Origin of the sequence: Rhodoblastus acidophilus (genome assembly GCF_025961575.1) — a bacterium.
Taxonomy (GTDB): Bacteria; Pseudomonadota; Alphaproteobacteria; order Rhizobiales; family Beijerinckiaceae; genus Rhodoblastus; species Rhodoblastus acidophilus_C.
This window is the reverse complement of record NZ_JAOQNX010000030.1, coordinates 23227-44152: the sequence shown is the minus strand read 5'-3', so window position 1 is coordinate 44152 and position 20926 is coordinate 23227. Positions and strand designations below refer to the sequence as shown.

The 20926-nt window shown below is 65.2% G+C and carries 15 protein-coding genes; 6 read left to right on the top strand and 9 right to left on the bottom strand.

Features of this window, described 5'->3' with window-relative positions:
* Positions 1 to 134 precede the first annotated feature (134 nt).
* Positions 135 to 854, top strand: a complete 720-nt coding sequence (ubiE, locus tag M2320_RS18595) for a bifunctional demethylmenaquinone methyltransferase/2-methoxy-6-polyprenyl-1,4-benzoquinol methylase UbiE (RefSeq protein ID WP_264598557.1) — start codon at positions 135 to 137, stop codon at positions 852 to 854.
* Here ubiE and menA read toward each other — a convergent pair whose 3' ends face one another.
* The 5 genes from menA to M2320_RS18570 form a co-directional block, all read right to left on the bottom strand.
* Positions 855 to 1757, bottom strand: coding sequence for a 1,4-dihydroxy-2-naphthoate octaprenyltransferase (gene menA, locus M2320_RS18590; RefSeq protein WP_264598556.1), 903 nt, complete (start codon positions 1755 to 1757; stop codon positions 855 to 857).
* A 3-nt stretch (positions 1758 to 1760) separates the two neighbouring features.
* On the bottom strand, positions 1761 to 2210 hold the full coding sequence (locus M2320_RS18585; protein ID WP_264598555.1) for a type II toxin-antitoxin system RatA family toxin: 450 nt from the start codon (positions 2208 to 2210) through the stop codon (positions 1761 to 1763).
* A gap of 144 nt (positions 2211 to 2354) precedes the next feature.
* Positions 2355 to 3449 carry an HD domain-containing phosphohydrolase gene (locus M2320_RS18580; protein WP_264598554.1) on the bottom strand — a complete coding sequence of 365 codons (1095 nt, stop codon included), beginning with the start codon at positions 3447 to 3449 and terminating at the stop codon, positions 2355 to 2357.
* 139 nt (positions 3450 to 3588) lie between these two features.
* Positions 3589 to 3900, bottom strand: a complete 312-nt coding sequence (locus M2320_RS18575; protein ID WP_264598553.1) for a hypothetical protein — start codon at positions 3898 to 3900, stop codon at positions 3589 to 3591.
* A gap of 182 nt (positions 3901 to 4082) precedes the next feature.
* Entirely contained in the window at positions 4083 to 5678 is a 1596-nt protein-coding gene (locus M2320_RS18570) for a caspase family protein (protein WP_264598552.1), read from the bottom strand.
* Positions 5679 to 6014: 336 nt separating this feature from the next.
* Between M2320_RS18570 and M2320_RS18565 the strand changes: the two genes are divergently transcribed.
* Positions 6015 to 6875, top strand: a complete 861-nt coding sequence (locus tag M2320_RS18565; protein ID WP_264598551.1) for an efflux RND transporter periplasmic adaptor subunit — start codon at positions 6015 to 6017, stop codon at positions 6873 to 6875.
* 112 nt (positions 6876 to 6987) lie between these two features.
* Here the strand turns inward: M2320_RS18565 and M2320_RS18560 are convergent, their stop codons facing one another.
* The gene (locus M2320_RS18560) at positions 6988 to 9531 is read right to left on the bottom strand and encodes a caspase family protein (protein ID WP_264598550.1); all 2544 of its coding nucleotides are present in this window, start codon (positions 9529 to 9531) and stop codon (positions 6988 to 6990) included.
* A 307-nt stretch (positions 9532 to 9838) separates the two neighbouring features.
* Between M2320_RS18560 and M2320_RS18555 the strand changes: the two genes are divergently transcribed.
* From M2320_RS18555 to M2320_RS18540, 4 genes are all read left to right on the top strand, one after another.
* Entirely contained in the window at positions 9839 to 11236 is a 1398-nt protein-coding gene (locus M2320_RS18555) for a tetratricopeptide repeat protein (protein ID WP_264598549.1), read from the top strand.
* Between the two features lie 101 nt (positions 11237 to 11337).
* Positions 11338 to 11907 (top strand): OmpA family protein, encoded by a 570-nt coding sequence (locus M2320_RS18550; protein WP_264598548.1) that lies wholly within the window; start codon positions 11338 to 11340, stop codon positions 11905 to 11907.
* Positions 11907 to 12776, top strand: coding sequence for a hypothetical protein (locus M2320_RS18545; RefSeq protein WP_264598547.1), 870 nt, complete (start codon positions 11907 to 11909; stop codon positions 12774 to 12776). The genes M2320_RS18550 and M2320_RS18545 overlap by 1 nt, the downstream gene beginning before the upstream one ends.
* A gap of 47 nt (positions 12777 to 12823) precedes the next feature.
* Positions 12824 to 15922 (top strand): efflux RND transporter permease subunit, encoded by a 3099-nt coding sequence (locus tag M2320_RS18540; protein ID WP_264598546.1) that lies wholly within the window; start codon positions 12824 to 12826, stop codon positions 15920 to 15922.
* Here M2320_RS18540 and M2320_RS18535 read toward each other — a convergent pair.
* The 3 genes from M2320_RS18535 to M2320_RS18525 form a co-directional block, all read right to left on the bottom strand.
* Positions 15903 to 17195, bottom strand: coding sequence for a surface polysaccharide polymerase (locus M2320_RS18535; protein WP_264598545.1), 1293 nt, complete (start codon positions 17193 to 17195; stop codon positions 15903 to 15905). The genes M2320_RS18540 and M2320_RS18535 overlap by 20 nt on opposite strands.
* On the bottom strand, positions 17192 to 19225 hold the full coding sequence (locus M2320_RS18530) for a GumC family protein (RefSeq protein ID WP_264598544.1): 2034 nt from the start codon (positions 19223 to 19225) through the stop codon (positions 17192 to 17194). The genes M2320_RS18535 and M2320_RS18530 overlap by 4 nt, the downstream gene beginning before the upstream one ends.
* A gap of 314 nt (positions 19226 to 19539) precedes the next feature.
* Positions 19540 to 20682: a glycosyltransferase family 4 protein gene (locus tag M2320_RS18525; protein WP_264598543.1), complete on the bottom strand. Its 1143-nt coding sequence runs from the start codon at positions 20680 to 20682 to the stop codon at positions 19540 to 19542.
* Positions 20683 to 20926 lie beyond the last annotated feature (244 nt).

The following is a 20926-nucleotide window of genomic DNA, read 5'->3' as shown; positions in this document are numbered from 1 at the left end:
CGGCGCTCCTGCGATGCCAAATCGAATAGCCTAATTGTGCGCCAATTTCGATCTTTCTTTCTTGATCGGTGACAAAGACGCCGCTTCCATTCTCGCATAGCTGCGTTTGCGCCGAAGTGCGCATGGAGACCCAGATGACCGGAACGCCCGACAACAGCTTTGGCTTTCGCGCCGTCGAGCCCGACGAGCGGCGGGCGCGGATTCGCCGCGTCTTCACCGGCGTCGCCCCGCGCTACGACCTGATGAACGACCTGATGTCCTTCGGCCTGCACCGGCTGTGGAAGCGCTGGCTGGTCGAAGCGGTCGCGCCGCAGCCGGGCCAGACCATTGTCGATCTCGCCGGCGGCACCGGCGATGTCGCGGTCGCGCTCGCCGCCCCCGACCGCTGCGTCACGGTCTGCGATCCCAGCACCGCCATGATGCTGGCCGGCCGTGACCGCGTGCTGCCCTATGTGGATTGGGTGGCGGGCGAGGCCGAGGCCCTGCCCTTCGCCGACAATTCCCTGGACAGCCTCACCATTTCCTTCGGCATCCGCAACGTCACCCGGCTGCGCGACGCGCTGACCGAGATGCACCGGGTCTTGAAGCCCGGCGGCAAGCTGTTCTGTCTGGAATTCTCCAAGCCGCACTTCTGGCTGGCCCCGGCCTATAATCTGTTTTCCTTCCAGGTCATTCCGCGTCTCGGGGCCTTGGTCGCCAACCAGCCCGAAGCCTACGCCTATCTGGTGGAATCGATTCGCCGTTTCCCCGATCAGGAGGAGCTGGCGAGCCTGTTCCGCGAAGCCGGGTTTGCGCGCGTAAACTATCGCAACTTCAGCTTCGGCATCGTCGCCCTGCACATTGGCGAAAAATAATCAGACGAGCGCGCCGACCGACAGCAGCAGCGAGAACAAAGCCTGGGTCTGCGCCGTGCGCGCGAGCACCGCGTTGAGGCCGGGGCCCGGCTGTTCCCGGAACAGCCGCCTCACCTGGAGAAAGGCGAGCGGCAAAGCGCCGAGCGCCAGCAGCAGCGGCGCGTGCGCAGCGGCGCGGACCAAAGGCGCTAGCAGGACGAAGGGCGAAAACATCATCGCGGCGAACAGCCAGCGAGACAGTCTTGGCCCCGCGACGATCGCCAGGGTGCGCCGCCCGACCCGCGCATCCCCAGCGGCATCGCGAAAATTGTTGACCATGAGCACGCCGGCGGCGAACAGGCCAACAGCCAGGCCCGCGAGCACGGCGACCAGCGACAGCGTCCCGGCGCACAACCAATAGGTTCCGCCCACCGCGCCCAGCCCAAAAAAGGCGATGACGAAAAGCTCGCCATAGGGCGAATAGGAGATCGGCCAGGGACCGCCGGTATAGGCCCAGCCACAAAAAATCGAGGCGATCCCCAACAACAGGATCGGCCAGCCGCCGGCGCCGATGAGAAAAAGCCCGCCGACCGCGGCCAAGGCGAAAAAACCATAGGCGGCGCGCTTGATCGCCTCGGGCGTCAGCAATCCGCTGGCGGCGGCGCGCACCGGCCCCAGCCGGTCCGGCCCGTCGCCGCCGCGCTCAAAATCCTTGGCGTCGTTGAACAGATTGGTGGCGATCTGGATGAAGGCGGCCGAAAGAGCGGCGACCAGCACCGCGGCCAGATGGGTCTTGTGCTCCACGCGCCAGGAAAGGGCGGCGCCGGCCAGGACGGGGGCGAGCGCCATGGTCAGCGTGCGCGGACGCATCGCGCCGATCCATGTGGACAGGGTCGGCGCCGAGGCCGGTGTGCTGACGGTCATCGATCAAAACCTCTCCGCCGGCCCGAACAATTTTGCCGCGCGCTGCTCGAAGGCGGCAAGCACCTGCCGCTCGACTTCCGCCGCCCCCACGGAGGCGACGAGATTGAGCATGTGCGATTCAAAATCCAGCGCCACATCGCAGGACAGGCGGCATCCCGCCCGCTCCGGGAGGAAACGCCAGATCATGGAAAAGCAGCGCCAGGGGCCATCGCGCGAGACTATGACGAGTTCGCCCGGAGGTTTCAACTCGGCGCGGGTTTCGAAGACATGGCGCAACGGACCGAAGCCAAAGACATTTTCGACGCGAAGCCTGCCGCCGTCGCGCGCGACGATCCGCGCCGCCCGGCAGCCCGGCACGAAGGACGGGTAGGATTCGATGTCGGAGGCGAGGCCAAAAAGCTGTTCGGGGGAATAGCGCGGATAAAAGCGCAGGATTCGGCGCTTCAAAGCCATGGACGCCGATCCCGGCGACGGGCGCGGACGCCTTGCGTGTCGGTGTCGCGCAAGCGATCCGGAAGAACCATGCCCATAGAGAACCACAGATGAGCCCGCGTCTGGGAAGGGCGGGGGCGTTCCACGTCTTTTTCAGAAGCCTGTTTAACCCCGTTCCGGATATTTTTCGACGACTTCGACGAATTCCTCGAAATGGGCGACGAACGCGTCGGTCACGTCGGGATCGAAGCGCCGGCCGCGGTCCGCGGCGATGATGTCGCGGGCTTCGTCGAGCGAAAACGGCTCCTTGTAGGGACGCCGAGAAATCAGCGCGTCGAACACGTCAGCCAGCGCCACCAGCCGCGCCGAAACCGGAATGGCGTCGCCGCCGAGTCCGTCGGGATAACCGCCGCCGTCCCATCGCTCGTGATGCGACCGGGCGATCTCCTTGGTGACGGACAGAAAGGGCGCGGAACGCCCGAGTTCGCGCTCGACCTGCTCGATCGCGTCCCAGCCCAGCCGCGCATGGCTCTTCATCACCTCGCATTCCTCGGCCTCGAGCGGACCCGCCTTGAGCAGGATGCGATCGGGAATGCCGACCTTGCCGAGATCGTGGAGCGGCGCCGACTGGACCAGCACGTCGATATAGTCGTTGGTGAGCGTGTCCTTGAACCGATGGTGCTCGCGAAGCAATCGGGCCAGCAGCCAGACGAAGTCCTGGACGCGTTCGCAATGCTGACCCGTGGCGTTGTCGCGCATTCCCGACATATGCGCCAGAATGCGGATGGCGGAGGCGTGCGTCAGGTCGTTGTCGGCCTCGAAGCGCAAAAGATTCGCCTTGAGCTGGTCGTTCTGCGTCCGCAGGAATTCGCGGGCCTGCCACGCCTCGATCTGCGCGCGCACCCGCGCCTTGAGCACATTGGGCTTGATCGGCTTGGCGATATAGTCGGAGGCGCCGAGCTCAAAGGCATGCTCCTCGTTGACCGAATCGGTGAGCGAGGTCAGCAGCACCACGGGAATATCCCGGGTCAGCGGATTTTCCTTCAACCGCGCGAGAGTGGCGTAGCCATCGACATCCGGCATCATGACATCCAGCAGGATGAGATGCGGCTGCGGGCGCCGTGTGGCGATGTCGAGCCCAGCCAGTCCGTCCCGGGCGGCGAGGACCCTGTAGTCCTCGCTCAGCAGCGCGCCCAGCGTATCCAGGATTTCCGGAGAATCGTCGATCAGGAGAACTGTGAATTTTTGTTTAACCGTCATCGCGCCACGTTGTCCCACCCCAGCCCGACGCGCCTCAGCCTCCGCCGAAGCGGGCGAAATCATCCCCGATCGCGTGGCAAGTTACAAGGGCGGTCACGTTAACAGGTCGGTTAACGTGACGTTAACGGCGCCCCGCCCGTCAATAACCGACCCCAATGACAAAGATCGGCGGAACCGGCCTCACCGGCGCCGCCGGCCGATCGGCTTCGACCCGGGCATGTCCGGCCATCAAGGCGACACGGCGGAGCTGGCGTTGCGGGCCGAGACATTGCGCGGCGGACGGGCGCGCCTCGGCCTTGATCTCACTCGACGCGACCGGCTGGAGATCGTCGGAAAGCGCCTTCGGCACGAGGGCGAGCGCCGGATCGGCCGGCAAACTCTCCGCCCCCGCGGCGCCGGCGAGACTCAGACCCGCAGAAACCGCGAGCCCGAAAGCCAGATTCGATTTCATGCCGTCCATCCTGTTCGCAAGAACAATGATTTCGCCTGAAAAATGCCCCACGCCCCATCACGAAGAATTATTCTAGCAAAATCGCGAAAAAAATCATCAACATCTCCGCAAATATGCTGAACTCGGATTGCTCTTCAGCAAATCACACCCGCGCTCGAGAAGAAAAGGAAAAAGAACAAAAACTACGGCGACGTGAACAGCCCGACATAGCCGATGCGCAGATCCTGCCGCTCCGCCTGGGACAGCAGCTCGAGGAAACGGCTGGCGTTGAGCCGGCGCCCGGATCGTTTCACCAGCCGTTCCAACTCATCGAGGCGCTGGTTCGCCGAGATCGCGACGATCAGATCGGCGCCATAGGGCTCGCGCACCGACAGGGAGACGGAATATTGGCCGTCGTCGCGCCGCGGCGGATCAGAGCCGAGCGGATAGAGCAATTGCGCGGCACCGGCGCCGGCGAGGTCGAACAACAGCAGATAGCGCCCGCTGAGCTGGCCGATCTCGACCTCGACGCGCGATCCCTTGCGATGCAGGTCGTCGCCGGGCAGCAGGCGGATGTCTTGCACATGCAGCGCCGCCGCCCGTTTCAGCGCCTTGAGCAGGACGGTGCGCTCCACGACCCCGGCGAGTTCGCTCACGGATATGTCGCGAGCGATGATGTCCGGTCCCGCGAGCACGTCCCGCGTGACCGGGTCCCAAACGAGGTCCGGGTCGTCGCTGGGCGCGACCAGCGCGACGGAGACGAGTTTCGGCAGGTCGGTCAACGGATCGTTGCGCCCGTCAAGGGCCGCCAGCGTGACCACCAGCGGGGCTGCGCGTTTGGCCGATCGGGAGGCGTCCGGCGGCGGCGCCGGGCGCGCCGATCCGGACCCGTCAGGCGCGGCCACGCCGCGGGTGACGACAGGCTCGCGCTCGGACGCGTCGCGCGGCGAAAGCTCCACGACCTGGCGCTGGTCGCTCAATTGGTGGACGACCTGGCGCACATAGGGAAAGATCGCGTTCATGCCGAGCCGACCATCGCCGGCCGACCCTTCGATCGCCCGCGCAAAGGCGTAGGACAGAGCGCCGCGGGGGCCGACGCCGGGAATGTTCAATTCCGGCGCCCGCAACGGCTTGTCGACCGCCGCAAGAACGAACGAACGGGCAAAGCTCGCCCGTGCGGCAAAGGCGTCGTCATGGCCGGCGACGACCCGCATCGCGTCGCCGACCGGCGCATAGCTCATGCAGCGATAGGCGATCGCGCCGGCGCGCGGGTCGACGGGGCGGGCGAGTTCGCCGCCGAAACAAGTGTCGGCGACAAACACGGCGCGGCCGCCCGCGGCCTCGATCCTGCGGATGTAATGGTTGAATTCGGCCTCGACGATCTTCTCCGAGGCAAGACCGGGATCGCGAGGATCGAAGGCCTGCAAGAGAAAAACGGGGTCGAGGCCATCCGCCTGCGATCCCTTGAAGCGCTCGGGCTCCGCGGCGCCCATGCCGGCGATGGCGATGAAGACGGTCTCGCCGCGCTGCGCGCCGCTCACCAGCTTTTCAAAGGCGTCGATGACAACGTCCCGGCGCGCCTCCCGATCCGTGAGCACGCGAATATGGGCGACGCCAGTGGCGCGCAGGGCCTGCGCAATGTCACGCGCATCGGCGACCGCGCCCCGGAGTTTGGGAACATGCGCGTAATCATCGACGCCGATCACCAGCGCCCGGCCCGCCGCAGCGGCAGGCGGCGTGAAAATCGCCCCTGCCGCCAGCAGGCCAATCGCAAGCCGGATCATTCGCAGCTTTGGCATGAGGTCACGCTCCAGCGACAAGGTAAAGCGGAAAACCCTCCCCCGCCAGTGACCCCAACGCCGCGACACGGGAGCCAATTGACCGGCCCGGGCGGTTCGCGTAATTTTCAACCATTGTCGCGATCGAGAGCGGGCCAATGGGCCGACGCATCACGAGCCTTTTGTTTTCCGCGCTTTTCGCGCCCGGCGCGCTTTTTCTGTCTGAAATCGCGGGACGCCCAGCCTTCGCAGTGAGCGGGCGGTTGCGATCCCTGTCCATCGACGCAGCCCTCGCCCCCACCATCGAGCCCCCAGCGGACTTCTGAGCCAACACAGGAACGAGAAAAGAGGCGAGCGATGAAAAACGGAGCGACGCTTGTCCTGGCGCTGGCATGGGCGCTGCCGATGTCTCCAGCCGCGGCCGAAGGCGGCGGCGAGGCGACGCCGCTGTCGGTGAGCGTCCGCGCGGCAAAGCCGATGTGTTTCACCGATATGGTGCGCGCGACCGGAACCATCGGCGCGGCTCAGACCGCTGACGCCGGAGCGTCCCGCGAAGGAATGAAGCTCACGGAGCTGCTGGTCGAACCCTTGCAGCGCGTCGCCGCGAACCAGATCCTGGCGCGCCTCACCCCCCTGGATGGCTCGCCCGCGTCGGAAGACGTGCGCAGCCCGGCGTCCGGCCTTGTGATGAGCGCGCCCTCGGCGACGGGCGCGCCGGTCAGCAGCCGCCAGGGCCCGCTGTTTCGGATCGCGGTCCGCGGCGAACTCGAACTTCGCTCCGACGTTTCGGCCCAGGACGTGGCCAAGCTGAAGCTCGGCCAAACCGCGACCATCTATCCCGTCGGCGGCCCTCCCCTATCCGGCAAGCTCGCGATGATCCTGCCAAACCTGAATCCGGCCAGGCAATCAGGCCAGGTTCTGATCAAGATCCTGTCGGAGGGCGACGCCCGCGTCGGGACTTTTGCGCGCGCGGAAATCGCCGCGGGCGAGCGCTGCGGCGTGGGGACCCCTTATTCGGCAGTCAGTTACGAGGCCGACGGAACCATCGTCTTCGTGGTCGCCAACAAGCGCGTCGAAGGCCGCCTGGTTTCGCTGGGGATGATTTCCGGCGACGACGTCGAAGTGACCTCGGGACTAAAGGAAGGCGAGCTCGTCGTATTGCGCTCCGCCGCCTTCGTCCGCGATGGAGAATTGGTGACCGCGATCCAGGTGGAATAGGGTTTTATCCCTATAAAACAATTGAGTAGCCCTCGCCTTGAGGAGCCCGCCTGGGCGGGCGTCTCGAAGGGCGGGGGCGGCCCACGGCTTTTCGCAGCCTGCGCCAGCTCGTCTAGAACCCGGCGCCCATGATCGCGGCAGGGCGACCGCTGGACGCGCTCGGACCGGACGGCCGGGACGCCGGGCGGGCCTGATGGGCGGGACGGGCGGCGTGATGAACGGGCTCGGGCCTTGAAACCACCGGCCTTTTGCGGTGGACGGGAGCAGGCTCGGGCGCCTCCTCGCGGACCGCATGGCTCTTGCGCCGCACGGGCGCTGGGCGCTCTTCTTCGCGCTCGACCACGGGATGGCGCCGCGGGGGCTTTTGCGGCTCTTCCACCACAGCCGGCGCGTCCGAATGGCAGACAATGGCCGCTTCGCCCTTGAGCGCGCCGACCACGCCGTCATCCACCGCGATTTCGTCGGGCTTGGCGCCCTTGGCGCTCCAATATTGCTTGAGCGAGCTCTTGATCTTGCCGTTGAACGCGCCGTCGACAGCGCCGCTGTAACAGCCGATGCGCTGCAATTCGATCTGCGCGGTCTTGACCTGCTCGGGCGTATTGACCGGCGGCGTCGCCAACCGGACGGCGTCGGCGACGGAGTCGCGCAGCCGGTCGCAGCGCAACCGCGCCTGGAACGCCTTCAGATCGCGAAAAACCTCCTCCTTGGCCTGCAATCGCGCGTGCAAGCGCTGGAAATCTTTGTTGTCGGCGGCGCAATCCGCCTCGATCCTGGCGTTTTCCGCCTCGAGCCGCGCGATTTTCTCCGCCGCCTTGGCCTTGGCGTCGCCGCAGGCCGCCGAGGCGGCGAACAGCTTCAGGCCATTGAAGTCGCTCTCCGAGATCTTGCGCAAGGCGCGATTCTCGTCGCGGCAGGCCTGCTCCTGGGCCTTGAGGATCGACTCGAGCGCGGAATCGATCGCCGCCGCCAGCCCGGGACACTGGGCCTGCGCGCGGAAGCTCCTCAAATCCTCGGTTTTCTTGTCGCCGGCGAGCCGCGCAAGCGTCGCCCTTTCCCCCAGGCAAAGCTCGGCCTGACGCTGTTTCTCCGCCGCCTCCGCCGCCTGGCGGCGGTTGTCTTCTTCAAGTTTGGCGATGCGGACGCGCTCCTTCTCGACGCGCGCCTGCTCGGCGATCTGTTCGGCGCGGCGCTTCTCGGCCAAAGCCGCCACCTCGCGTTCTTCCTGCGCGATCCGGGCCTTTTCGCGCGCTTCGGCCTCCAGCCGCTCGGCCACGATGCGCTTGCGCTCCCGCTCGTCGGCCGCCTGCCGCTCCTTCGCCCGACGCTCAGCGTCGAGACGCTCGGCCTCCAGCCGCTTTTTCTCGGCCGCCTCCGCCTGGGCCGCTTCGGCCGCGCGACGCGCGACTTCCGCCTTTTCCGCGGCGATCCGCTGCTGCTCGAGCCGTTCGGCGGCCGCTTTCGCCTCGGCGTCCCGGGCGGCGGCGAGCTGCTCAGCTTGGCGCTTCTGCGCGTCCAGCCGCGCCAATTCGCGCGCTTCGGCCTCCTTTTGCTCGCGGTCCCGCCGTTCCGAGTCCAGGCGCTCCTTTTCGCGCTGCAAGGCGGCCATGCGTTCGGTCTGGTCGCGCTCCCGCTGCTGGCGCCGCCGTTCCGCCTCCTCCGCGGCGACGCGGTCCGCCTCCCGCTGACGCAACTGCTTCAGTTCGGCTTCGAGCCGATCGATTTCCTTGCGCTTCTGCTCGTCGGCGCGGGCGCTTTCGATGACATAGAGCCGGTTCTGCGCCTCGCGCGCGAAAGGCGAGGCGGGGAACCTGGCGATGAAATCCCGCAATTCGGCTTCGGAGGGGGCGCCGCCCAGGCGCCGCCAGGCCTGCGAATCGTCTTCCCTCAGATTGAGGTAGAAATCCTGGAGCAGCGAAATCGACAATTCCGGCCTCTGCTTGCCGCCGGTCTGCTCGTAGACGTCCTGGGCGACGCGGCGAAACAGCGTGGCGATTTCGAGATTCGGCTCGGCCAGCCGGCGGTTCAACGCCCCGGAGAACGGACTGTTTCGTCCCGAACCGTCCTGGGCGACGGCGTCGGCCTGGGTCGCATAGGCGACCACCATGCCCTCGGCGCGATCGAGGCGCGCGAGGCCGCGCGTGGCCGTGGCCGAGCGGGTCAATCCGGCGGTGCGCACCAGTCTGTCCGACAGCGGATTGTTGCGGCAGGCGTCGAGCACCAGGATCTTGACCCCCGGCGCCGCGTCGAGCGCGTCGCGAACCCGCTCGATCGCCAAAGTATTGTATTTAAGACTGACTTCGTCCTCGAGATTGGCGTCGATCGGCAGCAGATAATTCTGTCCCTTGTGCTGGAGCCCATGTCCCGCAAAGAAGAACAGCGCGGTGTCGGCGCCGCTCACCTTCCTCTCGAATTCCTCGAGCGCGGCCGCCATGCCGCGCTCATCGGCGTTGATCCGGTAGATGACGTCGAAATGCAGCGTGCGCAGGGTCGCGGCTATGTCCTGGGCGTCGTTTTCCGGATTGCCGAGCGTCGCGACATGCGCATAGGCGGAATTGCCGATCACCAGGGCCACGCGCTTGTCGGCAAGAGCCGGATGCGCGAACGCCCCGAACAGGGCGACGCAGATCAACAGCAGAATTTTTCGGCCAAAGTTCATCGGACGGCTTCTGCCTGAAAGCGCTCAATCAATTGCGTGGGTAAAATACACCCAAATCGGCGCGCGGAAAAGCGCGGTTACTACCGCGTCATCAACGCCGACAAAAGATGAAGCCCGGTTCGCGGTGCCAGAGACAATAAAATGAAATTTTTTCCGCCAATTCAGAAGCTTAAACCAGCGTTTCCGCAATAGGCGTCACAAAGATATTCTAGACAACTACTTTTGTGCGCAATAAGCTGACGCCGGTGGGTCACGCCTCGGTGCAACGAAAATGCGCAGCTTACGTCCGCTTGGAGCTCTCGTCGCCTTGGCGACGTCGTTCGCGCCCGCGTCTTTATCGGCCGTTGAGACCGCCCCGCGCGGCGTCGCCCTCCTGGTGGCGAATTCGACCTATCCGGACAGCGACGACACGCTCGCCGCGCCGCTCGGCGAAGCCAAGAGGATCGGCGATGCGTTGCGCGCGCGCAATTATGTCGTCGAAGAGGTCGACAACGCGACCAAGAGCGCCCTGCAAGCGAGCATAGACCGGTTTGTGTCGGCGATCCGCCCGGGCGCGCCGGCGCTCGTCTTCTTCGCCGGCTACGGCCTGCAGGTGGATCACAAGAACTATATCGTTCCGACGGACGCCCGCATCTGGAAGGAATCGGATGTGGCGCGCGACGGCGTGGCCATATCCGACATTCTGGCGCGCGCCGGCGAGAAACACGTCGGGGAGCGCATGGTCCTGCTCGATGCGGCGCGACGCAATCCGTTCGAACGCCGGTTCCGCAGCTATTCGGCGGGGCTGGCGCCGGCCAATCCGGCCGAAAAGGACGTGTTCGTCTATTCCATCGGGCCGGGTTCGGTGCTGTCGAGCGCCGCAGGCGAGGGCGACGCCTTCGGCGCCGAAATCGCCGCGGCGATCCGCAAGCAGAATGTCTCGGTGGTGCAGGCCTTCGAAGCCGCCCGCGATGTGCTGGCGAAAAAGTCCGACAACCATGCGACGCCCGCGATTTTTGCCGGAACCGGGGTCAAGGTCAGCTTCGACCCCAATGCGACGTTCGCAGCCCAAACTCCGGCGACAGCCGAGACCGCGCCCGAGAAAAAGCCGGAAAAGTCAAAGCAGGTTGTCGAGGCCGCGATTGCGGACGGACCGGCCGCGACCGCAGTCGCCGTCAAGCCGGTCGAAGCCGTGGCGCCGGCCAACCAGGAGGACGCGGTTCGCCCCTACAGCGAGGCGGAAGGGAAACGCAAGGCCCAGTTGGACTCGCTGATCGCGGCCAATGCGCGCGACGCGCAATCGCTGTTCGATCGCGGCGTCCTGCTCGCCCAGCACGGCGATTACGCGCAGGCGCTCGCCGACTTCGATCGCGTCGTGGCGCTCGAACCCGACAATCCCAAGGCGCTGAACAACAGTTGCTGGCTGCGGGCCATTCGCAACGAGCTGCAAAAAGCCGCGGCGGCGTGCGACGCGTTGCTGAAGACCTTCGCGGAAACCTTGGACAGCCGGGCGCTGATCCATCTCAAGCTGGGCGAATACACGCTCGCGATCCAGGATTATTCCGAAGCCATACGCATGAAGGATCGCTTTGCCTCCGCGCTCTATGGCCGCGGCATCGCAAAGCTGCGCTCCGGAGAACAGGCCGGCGCCGACAAGGACTTTCAGGCCGCCCTCGCAATCGATCCGAACATTGAACAGGAGTACATCAGCTACGGGCTGAGATGAGACCCGCATTCATGAAGCTGAATTGGCAGATGGAGGGTTCCATGCGTAAGAGTTTTCATGGTCTCTTGGCGAGCGTTGCAATTGCAGCAACGGTTTGGTCAATGCCAGGCGCCTTCGTCGCCCCGGCCTTTGCGCAGCAAACGACGACGGAAGACATCATCAAGGCGCTGACGCCGGTGAAGACGCGCAGCCTGTCGACCTCGTCCTCCGCGGCGGTCGAGCGGGAGGAGAGCTTCATCAACTCGGTTCGCACCAAGCAACAGGCGCTGTCGCCCTCCGAGCGCGACAAGATGACCGAGGTGATCGTCGACAAGCCCTCCGGCGATCTCCTGATCGCGTTCGGCTACAATTCGGATGTCATCAAGGGCGATTCGGTGCAGCTCGCCGACGCCCTTGGCCGCGCCCTGAGCAGTCCGGACATGAAGGGCAGCACCTTCCTGATCGCCGGCCACACCGACGCCAAGGGCTCGAACCAATCGAACCTGTTGCTGTCCGAGCGGCGCGCCCAGGCGGTCAAAACCTATCTGGTCAAGCATTTCGCCCTTAATCCCGCCGATCTCATCACCGTCGGCTATGGCAAGACGCGCCTGAAGAACAAGGATCAACCCGAGGCCGCGGAGAACCGGCGGGTCGAAGTCGTGAACATCATGTCGAAAACCGCGGGGCGGTGATGACAGGGGATCGCGGCGCGCAATCCTGCGCCCATCGTGAAAGGCGCGCGGCGGCGCTGTTTCTCGCAAGCGTTGCGCTTCTCGCGCCGCCGGCGGGGAGCCGCGCCGGCGAATTGGAGGCGGACAGGCCGAGCGTCATCACCGTCGAGCGCGTCTGTTATGACGTGTCGATCCGCGTTTCGGGCTTCGTCGTCGCGCGCGCGGAAACGGGGGCGAGCCTGGAAAGCCCGGGCTATCGCGTCACCGAAGTCCTGGTGAACGCCGGAGACGGCGTCGAACCGGGCGAGGAGCTTTTGCGCGCAAGGCTCGAAGGCCCACCGCCCGCCGCGCCGGCGCAGACCAGCTTGCGTTCGCCCGTGAAGGGCATTGTCACCGTCGTCAACGCCCGGGTCGGGGACATCGTCGGCCGCAATCCCTCCCCGTCGCCCGACGCGGTGCAATTCCGAATTGCGCTCGGTCCCGATCTCGACGTCTTCGCCGAGGTGCCGAGCCTTTACGCGCTGCGGTTCAAGAAGGGGCTCGCCGCCCAGATCCTGCGACCGGACCAGCCGCCGATTTCAGGCGTCGTGCAGGCGCCGGCGTCCGTGGTCGATCCCGCAACGCAAATGGCTCACGCCCGCATCGCGATCCCGCGCGGCGACGGACTGAAGGCGGGGCAGTTCGTCAGCGCCGATGTGCGGCTTGCCGATCGCTGTGGCCTGATCCTGCCGCTGTCAGCCGTTCGGTTCAAGCGCGACAAAGCCTTTGTGAAAGTCATCACCGGATCGGGGCCGGTCGAACGGCAAGTGCGCTACGCCGCGCCGGACCGGGGCCGCATTGAAATTCTTGATGGTCTTCGGTCAGGCGATCGCGTCGTCGCGTTCGAATAGGCGGAGAGCATCGGTCCAATTTTTGGGACTGCAGAGGACGCTCGCCCATGGGTTTCAAGGTCTCCTCTTACGCCATCGCCAAACCCTTTCCGTCGCTGGTCTTTTCCCTGGTCCTGCTGTTCCTCGGCTGGACGAGCTTCAACCGGCTGCCGATCACAAGGCTTCCCAACGCCGACATTCCCGTGATTTCGGTGGTCGTCTCGCAATTCGGCGCCTCTCCAAACGAGATCGAAACCCAGGTCACACGGCCGATCGAAGACGCGGTGTCCGGTGTCGAGGGCGTCCGGCACATCATGTCGTCGATCACGGACGGCCTGTCGATCACCACCATCCAGTTCCGCCTCGAAACCCAATCCGACCGGGCGCTCAACGACATCAAGGACGCGGTCACCAGGGTCAAGCCGGAACTCCCGCAAAACGCGCAAGACCCGCTGATCCAGCGCGTCGATGTCGTCGGCCTGCCGATCGTCACCTATGCGGCGTCCTCGCCCAACAAGACCAATGTCGAGATCTCGGCCTTCATGCGCGACGTCAAACGGTCTCTGCAGGAGATCAAGGGCGTCGCGCAGATCGAGCTGATCGGCGACGTCTCGCGCGAAATCCGCGTGTCCCTGGACCCCGATCGCCTGCAAGCCTTCGGTCTCACGGCGATCGACGTCAGCCGAAGGCTGCGCGGCACGAATGTCACCGTCGCCGGCGGGCGCGCCGACGTCGGCGGCCGCGACCAGGCGCTGCGCACCATCGCCTCCGCCCAGACCGTCGAACAGCTCAGGGGCGTCATGCTCGCGCTGCCGAGCGGCGGCATGGTCCAGCTCGCCGATCTCGGCGATGTCTCGGAAGCGATCGGCGAGCGCCGCAATTTCGCCCGACTGGACGGCGCCCCCGTGGTCGCGCTCGGCATCAAGCGCTCGGCCGGCGCCAGCGATGTCGTGGTGACCAAGGAGGTGCAAAAGCGGGTCGACGCGCTGCGGGCGGACCATCCGGACTTCAATCTGCGCCAGATCGACACTTCGGTCGATTTCACACGCGGCAATTACGACGCGGCGATCCACACGCTGTTCGAAGGCGCCGCCCTCGCGGTGCTGGTCGTCGGGCTGTTCCTGCGCGACCTCCGCGCCACGTTGATCGTCGCGCTTTCTCTGCCCCTGTCGATCTTTCCGGCGTTCTGGGCGATGGACCTGCTGGGCTTCTCGCTCAATCTCGTCAGCTTCCTGGCGATCACGCTCAGCACCGGCATTATCGTCGACGATTCCATCGTCGAAATCGAAAATATCGCGCGCCACATGAGCGCCGGAAAGTCCGCGCGGATCGCCGCGGGCGAAGCGGCCGACGAGATCGGGCTCGCGGTGATCGCGATCAGCCTGACGATCATCGCCATTTTCACGCCGGCGAGCTTCATGTCGGGCATAGCCGGGCAGTTCTTCAAGCAATTCGGCATCACCGTCGCCGTCCAGGTGTTCTTCTCGCTGCTGGCGGCGCGCTTTGTCACCCCGATGCTCGCCGCCTATCTGATGCGGCCGCGTCCGAGCCGCGAAGAGGAGGCGAGCGGGCCGGTGGCGCGGGCCTACAAGCGTTTCGTTTATGGATCGATCCGCATGTATCCGCTGGTCATCGTCGTCGGGCTGCTCTGCTTTGCCGCCTCGGTGGCCAGCATCGGCCTGCTCTCCAAGGGGTTCCTGCCGGTTCAGGATACGTCGCGCTCCGTGATGGCCGTCGAACTGCCGCCCGGCTCACAATTGTCGGAAACAGAAGACGTCACCAACCACATCACCCGCGTCATTCGGGAGCTGCCGGAGGTGCGGACCGTCTTCGTCAATGGCGGCGGCATCGAGTATCGGCGCGCGCAGCTGATCATCAACTACACGCCGAAAGCCGACCGCAAGATCACCCAGCGCAATCGGGAGCAGGAGATCAGCCGGCGCTTGCGCCAGGTTCCGGACATTCGCCACTACTTCGTCGATGAAAACGGCCTGCGCGCGGTGTCTCTGGTGGTGCGGGGCAATGATCCGCGCAATGTGGTGAACGTCGCCAACGAGCTCGCCAGCCAGATGCGCCGAATTCCCGGCGTCGCCAATGTGATCTCGGGCACGACGCTGGAGCGGCCCGAGATCGAAATCCGGCCGCGCCTCGATCTCGCCGCGCGCCTCGGCGTGGCCCCCGAAATCCTGGCCCAATCGATTCGCGTCGCCACCATCGGCGATGTCGGGCCCGCCCTCGCCCGATTCAGCGACGGGACTGACACGGTTCCGATCCGCGTGCTGCTCGACGACCAGTCCCGCAGCAATCTGACGACGCTGAAGAACCTGCAAATTCCCGGAGGGCGCAACGATTTCATCGCGCTCGGCGCCATCGCCGACCTGAATTTCCGCCAGGGGCCGTCGAACATCAGCCGGTCCGACCGCCGAAGGGAAGCGACGGTCGCCGCGGACCTCTCCGGCAATGCCGCGCTCGGCGACGTGCTCGCGGAAATTGACAAATTGCCGGTGATGAAGAGCCTGCCGCCGGGAACGACGGTCGGGCAATCGGGCGACGCGGAAAGCCTCAACGAGCTCTCGGACGGATTCTCGCAGGCCATGATCGCGGGGCTGATCGTGGTCTATGCGGTGCTGGTGCTGTTGTTCGGCAGTTTCCTGCAGCCGATCACGATCCTGTTCTCGCTTCCGCTGTCGATCGGCGGCGCGGTGCTGGCGCTCGCCTTGTCGGGCAACCAGCTGACGACGCCGGTGTGGATCGGCATTCTGATGCTGATGGGCATTGTCACCAAAAATGCGATCATGGTGGTCCAGTTCGCCCTGGAAGCGATCGAGAGCGGCGTCCCCCGACGCGAGGCGATCGCCCAGGCGAGCCTCAAGCGGGTGCGGCCGATCATCATGACCACGGTGGCGATGGTGGCGGGCATGCTGCCCAGCGCCTTCGCCTTCGGCATCGGCGGCGAGTTCCGCTCGCCCATGGCGATCGCTGTGATCGGCGGTTTGATCTTCTCGACGCTGCTGTCGCTGATTTTCGTCCCCGCCACCTTCCTGGCGGTGGCGAATCTGACCGATCTGCTCAAGCGCCTGCTGAGAATCCAGGACGCCGACGCCGATCAGGCCCCCGCGCCTCCCCAGACGCAACCGGCGCGCGCCGTCAGCGGCCCTGATGACTGAAATGCGCGCCCCAGGACGCGGGCGCGTCGGCGCGCCGGCCGGCGCCGTCGGGGGCCGCGGCGCGCAACGCCGGCTGTGACGCGACGCATCCGACGAGATACCAGAGCAACCCGGCCGTCTTCAGCGAGTAGAGCGAGTTGCTGATGGTCAGCAGCGCCAGGATGTAGACGGCGACGAAGACGCGAAAGCGCCATTCCTCGTCATTTTTGGCGGGATAGAGGACGAACAGGCCCCAGAGTCCGACGACCCCGATCAAGCCGGTTTTCGTCAGCAAATAAGTATAGCCGGAATCCGAGACGAAGCGCGTCACCGGCACGAAGGCCAGGACCTCCGACAGGTCGAGCCCCGACAACATCTGACCGGACACCAGCAAGCGGCCGCCCAGACCGTTGTCCCAGGGCGTGTTCTCGTTGAGAATTCCGACGATCGCCAGAAGCCACAGCGCGAAAAACGGCGCGAGCAGCATGGGAACGCGCCCGATATATTTCGCGGCGGGAAAAACCACGAAGCAGCTCAGCGACACCATCAAGCCAAAGCGCGCGTCGGCCAGCACAAAGATCGCGACCACCGGCAGCAATTTCGCCAGCATCGCCAGCGGACGCCTGAAATTGCGCAGGACCGTCCAGGAAAAGGCGATGGCCCCGAAATTTCCGACGGACACCGGCTCAAGAAACACCGAGGACACGCGATGGTCGCCGAGAAACGGCAACAGGCTGCGGCCCTCCGGACGAATGCCGCTGGCGAAAAGATGGGTTCCCGTCGTGTCCGAGGCGGCCGCGTTGACGGTGCCGCGCGACACATAATAGGCGAAAATGTCGATGAATTTTAGATATTGGGTGAGGAAGAAGAATTCGCACAAGCCGACCAGGAGCACGATCCAGACGCAGATCGCGACCAGACGGTCGCCCATCGCGGGGTCGCCAAGCCGCCGTCCGACAAAGACGAAAACGATCGGAATCAGCACGTCGCGAACCGACTTCATGTCGAAAGCGCCCTGCATGGAGGCGAGAAAGACAGAGTAGGACAAATAGGCGGCGAGCACCGCATAGAGCGGCGGGTTGTCGCGCAACACCAGGAGCAATGCGGAGCCGATCAGCATGACTTCGGCGCCCATGACGAGCCCGGCGTTGACGCTGAACAGCTTCGTATTGACGAAACACAGAACGAAATTGAAGCACAGCGAGGCGACGACCAGAGCGGCGGCGAACAAAGCGGCGGGCGCCGCCTTCGCCGGCTCCGCCAGTTGCGAAGCTTCGCCGGCCGCGACGGTCATGCGCGCAGGGCCTCCCGCACGATCACGGTTCCCGCGATCTTCTCGACCTCCGGGCTGAACGCCCTGGACAGATCGACCAGGGAGCGCGGCTGCACCGTGGCGCCGTCGAGCAGCAGCACGATCGCGTCGGCCAGGCCCGCATAAGGCAGGGCGAAGGAGGCCGTGGCGGCGCTGATCAGGACGAGCTGCGCATCGCCCTCGAGATGGGGCGCGAGCGCGGCGCGGATCTGCCGGGCGCTCGGCCCGCGGCGGAACAGCCCCTTGGTCATGCGAAGAGACGCGAGCGCAAGTCCGTCGGGCGCGTCGGCGTGATCGGGGCCGTGAGCGTCGCCGGTCAGGCGTTCCTTTTTCAGCCGCCAATCTTCCATGGCCGCGCTGGAATCGAGATCGCCGTCGACCAAGGTCACGCGCTGGCCGTCAACGCAAGCCGTCGCGGCGAGATCGAAGGCGAACTGCGTCCGGCGCGGATCGTGCTCGAGCCCCCAGATCAGAATGACGCGCGGCCGCTCCGGCGACAGCGAGTCGATCAGCGGCGCGAGGATGCGGCGCATCTGGCGCGCAAGCCTCTGGCCGGGTGGCCCGTCCCCCTCCTCCAGCATCGCCGGCGACAGTTCGGCGAGCACGGGAACGCTGAGCAATCGATCGACGCCCGCTTCCGAGCCGCCGGCGCCGGCGCCGTAGAGGTCGCGCGCATAGCCCAGGGCGGAGCCGACGCCAATGCCGAAAATCAGCGCGCCGCCCAGGATCAGCAGCAAGGACGGTCCCGACGTCTTGGGATTGGGCACGGCCTCGCTGATGATGGTCGAGGTGGAATCATTGACCTTTTGTTTCTCGTCGAGCTCCTTGGCGCGGGAAACCAGCGACTCGTAGAGGGTCCGGTACGTATCAAGATTGCGCGTGAGCGCGTTCAACTCGACGACGGCGTCCCGCATTTCATAGGACTTGTCCTCCAGCTTGGTGAGGACCGCGTGCAGGGCGTCTTCCTTGTTCTTGGCCTGGCGATAAGCGCTGGAGGCATTCTGCACGACGTGGGCGATCTCCTGCTGGATTTGAACTTGCATCCCCTTGATCTGCTGGCGTAATTCGATGGCGCTGGGATGCCGCGGTCCATATTGGGCGTCGGAGGCGTCTTTCCGCTGCAGCAAGGCGGCGTATTGCGTGCGCAAACTGGTCAAGACCGGCGATAGTGCGGCGCCCGTCAAGGAATAGGCGTCGCCCGACGACTTCTCGACACGTTTCACTTCCTCGTAATAGGCCAGCCGATCGGCGGCTTGCGTTCGGGCAAGGCCGAGTTGGTGATTGGCGTCGCTGATCTGTTGCTCGATGGTCAGTCGGCCATCGAAGGTCGAAAGATCATGGTCGGCTTTGAAGCGGGTCACCTGGGCTTCCGCTTTCCGGATTTTTTCGGCCAGCTGGTCCGCCTGCTCGACGAGCGCCTGGCTCGCGCGCTGCGCCGCCTGGTTGCGCGAGATATTCTGCTTTTCTAGGAATGTGCGCGCGATGGCGTTGGCGATGCGCGCGGAAAGCTCGGGGTTGCCCGTGGTCACGATCACGTCGAGAATATAGGCGCGTTCGCCCCGGGAGACTTCGACCGCGTTGCTCAATTGAGTGATCGCCGCCTCTCTGCGCTCCTCCGGCGTCAGCTTCAGGCCGAACAGCGCCCGGATGCGCCCCGGCGGCAGGAAGCGTGGGTCGCTGTCGAGATGCTCGCTGTCGACCACGGCGCCGAGCACCGTCCGCGACAGCAGGAAATAGCGCTGGGTTTCGAGATCGAGCAACAGACCGTCGCTGCCCTGGGCCGCCGCCGCGTCGCTCCTGGAAATGGGAATGCCGCGAGGGTCGACCACCAATTCGGCCATGGAGCGATAACGCGCCGGCGCGAGCGCATAGAAGGTCAACCCCAGGATCAGGGCGGCGCCCGCCGAAACGATGATCCATCGGGCATTGCGCTTCACAAAGGCGATGAGACTGGAAAGCTCAAACCGGTCCTGAACCGTGTCGCCGAAAGGCAGAGTTCTGAGTCCGCCCATCTCCGAAAGGCTCCTTGTGCAATCGGCTTCCGCTCACGCTCCTTTTTCGCGCGCGAACAATGGCGGATATTTCGGAGCAAGTGTGCGACGAACTGCTTAAGATTTTTCTAACCATACCAGCTCAACGCCCGGCGCCGCCTTCATTTGGCGCCGGGCGATGCGCAGGAAGTCGTGGAGAGCGCCTGGTCTGTCCTGTGCGCCAGCAGCACCCGCGTCTGCGGCCGATCCACGCCCGCGCGCGGCTCGGCCGAAAGCGGGCAGTCCGGGCTACACCAGGCAGACCAAAGCAGGGCGCGGGCGCCTCCTCGCAAGGTTCAAATCGGGATCGGCTTCTGCAGGCCGCGAGAGGAGGCTTCGACACATTCGCGATAGAGCTCGAGATAGGTCCGCGCGACCTGAGGCCAGGCATAGCCCTCGGAAATTTTGATGAGATCGTCGCGCATGTGTGGCGCCCCCGCCAGGTCGACGAAGGCGGCGCGGATCGCCTCGGCGCTCGCCATGGGATCGGTGTAGTCGCAGATGCGGACGCCGCCGCGCCGCGCGGCAAAACTTCGAAACGCTTCGTTGCCGTGAACCACGGGAAGCAGGCCTGCGCTCAAGGCCTCGACGAGAACGATGCCAAAACCTTCGTAGTCCGATGCGCTGACAAAAAGGCTCGCACGCGACATCAAACGCGCGATGGCGGCATTGTCGGCGCCGACATGGACCGTCACCCGCTGCTCGAGCCCGCGCGCGGCAATCTCGCGGCGCAAATCTTCGCGGGTCCAGTCGGACTCCATCCCGACAATATCGAGGCGCCAATCCTCCCCGTCCCGAACAAGCTGGCGGAACGACTCCAGCAGGAGATCGAGTTTCTTGTTGAGTGAAAAGCGCCCGATGGTCAGCAGCGATCGCGAGGGAAGCGGGCTGGCGGCGCCCTTGAATTTTTCAATATCGACGCCGTTTTCAATGAGCCGCGCATTGCGCGGCGCAATCGCGCTGAACGTCTCGAAGTCGCTGAGGCTGCTGGCGACGACCGCGCGATAGGCCGATGCGGTCAGGCGTGTGATCGTGTGGAACCAGATGCGTTTGAGCAGCGTGTGCTTCGCCGTGTGGAAGAAGCCGCCATGCGTCGTCGCCACAATGGGGCATTGCCGCAGCCCCCGGGTGAGCGCGACGAAGTCGAAGAAGAAATCCACGGCATGGACATGGATGAGATCGGCGCCGGCCAATTGGCCGAGCACTTGCGGCGCAATGGGATAACGCGTTGATCCGTAAAACGGAATGCGAACGATCTCGACGCCCTCATGCGTCTCCATCGGGGCAAGCTTCAGGCCGCGCCGCGAAAAACTCTCGTCGAGCGTCACCACCCGAACGCTGGCGCCGGCGAGGCGCTGCTCGCGCGCCAGGCGGGCGACAAATTCCTCGAGCCCGCCGACGAGCGGCCAGTACTGTCGCACCACATGGATGATTTTCATGCTTTTCACAGCCGGGATGAGAAGGTTTTGCCGGAAGTGAAACAGACGAAAATCTAGATTCTCCTAACTGCATCCCTGAAAACAGCCTGCGTGTCCCGCCATTCGGCCGCCTTGCAGCGGTCCCAACGGGCTGCTGGCGAGGTCGTCCCAAGCTGACCTGAAATGACTTGGGGGCGCGGGCGCTCCTGGATGCTTGCGCCAAATCGGCGCCGAACTGCGCCAAAGCAATCCATCTGCGGCTTTG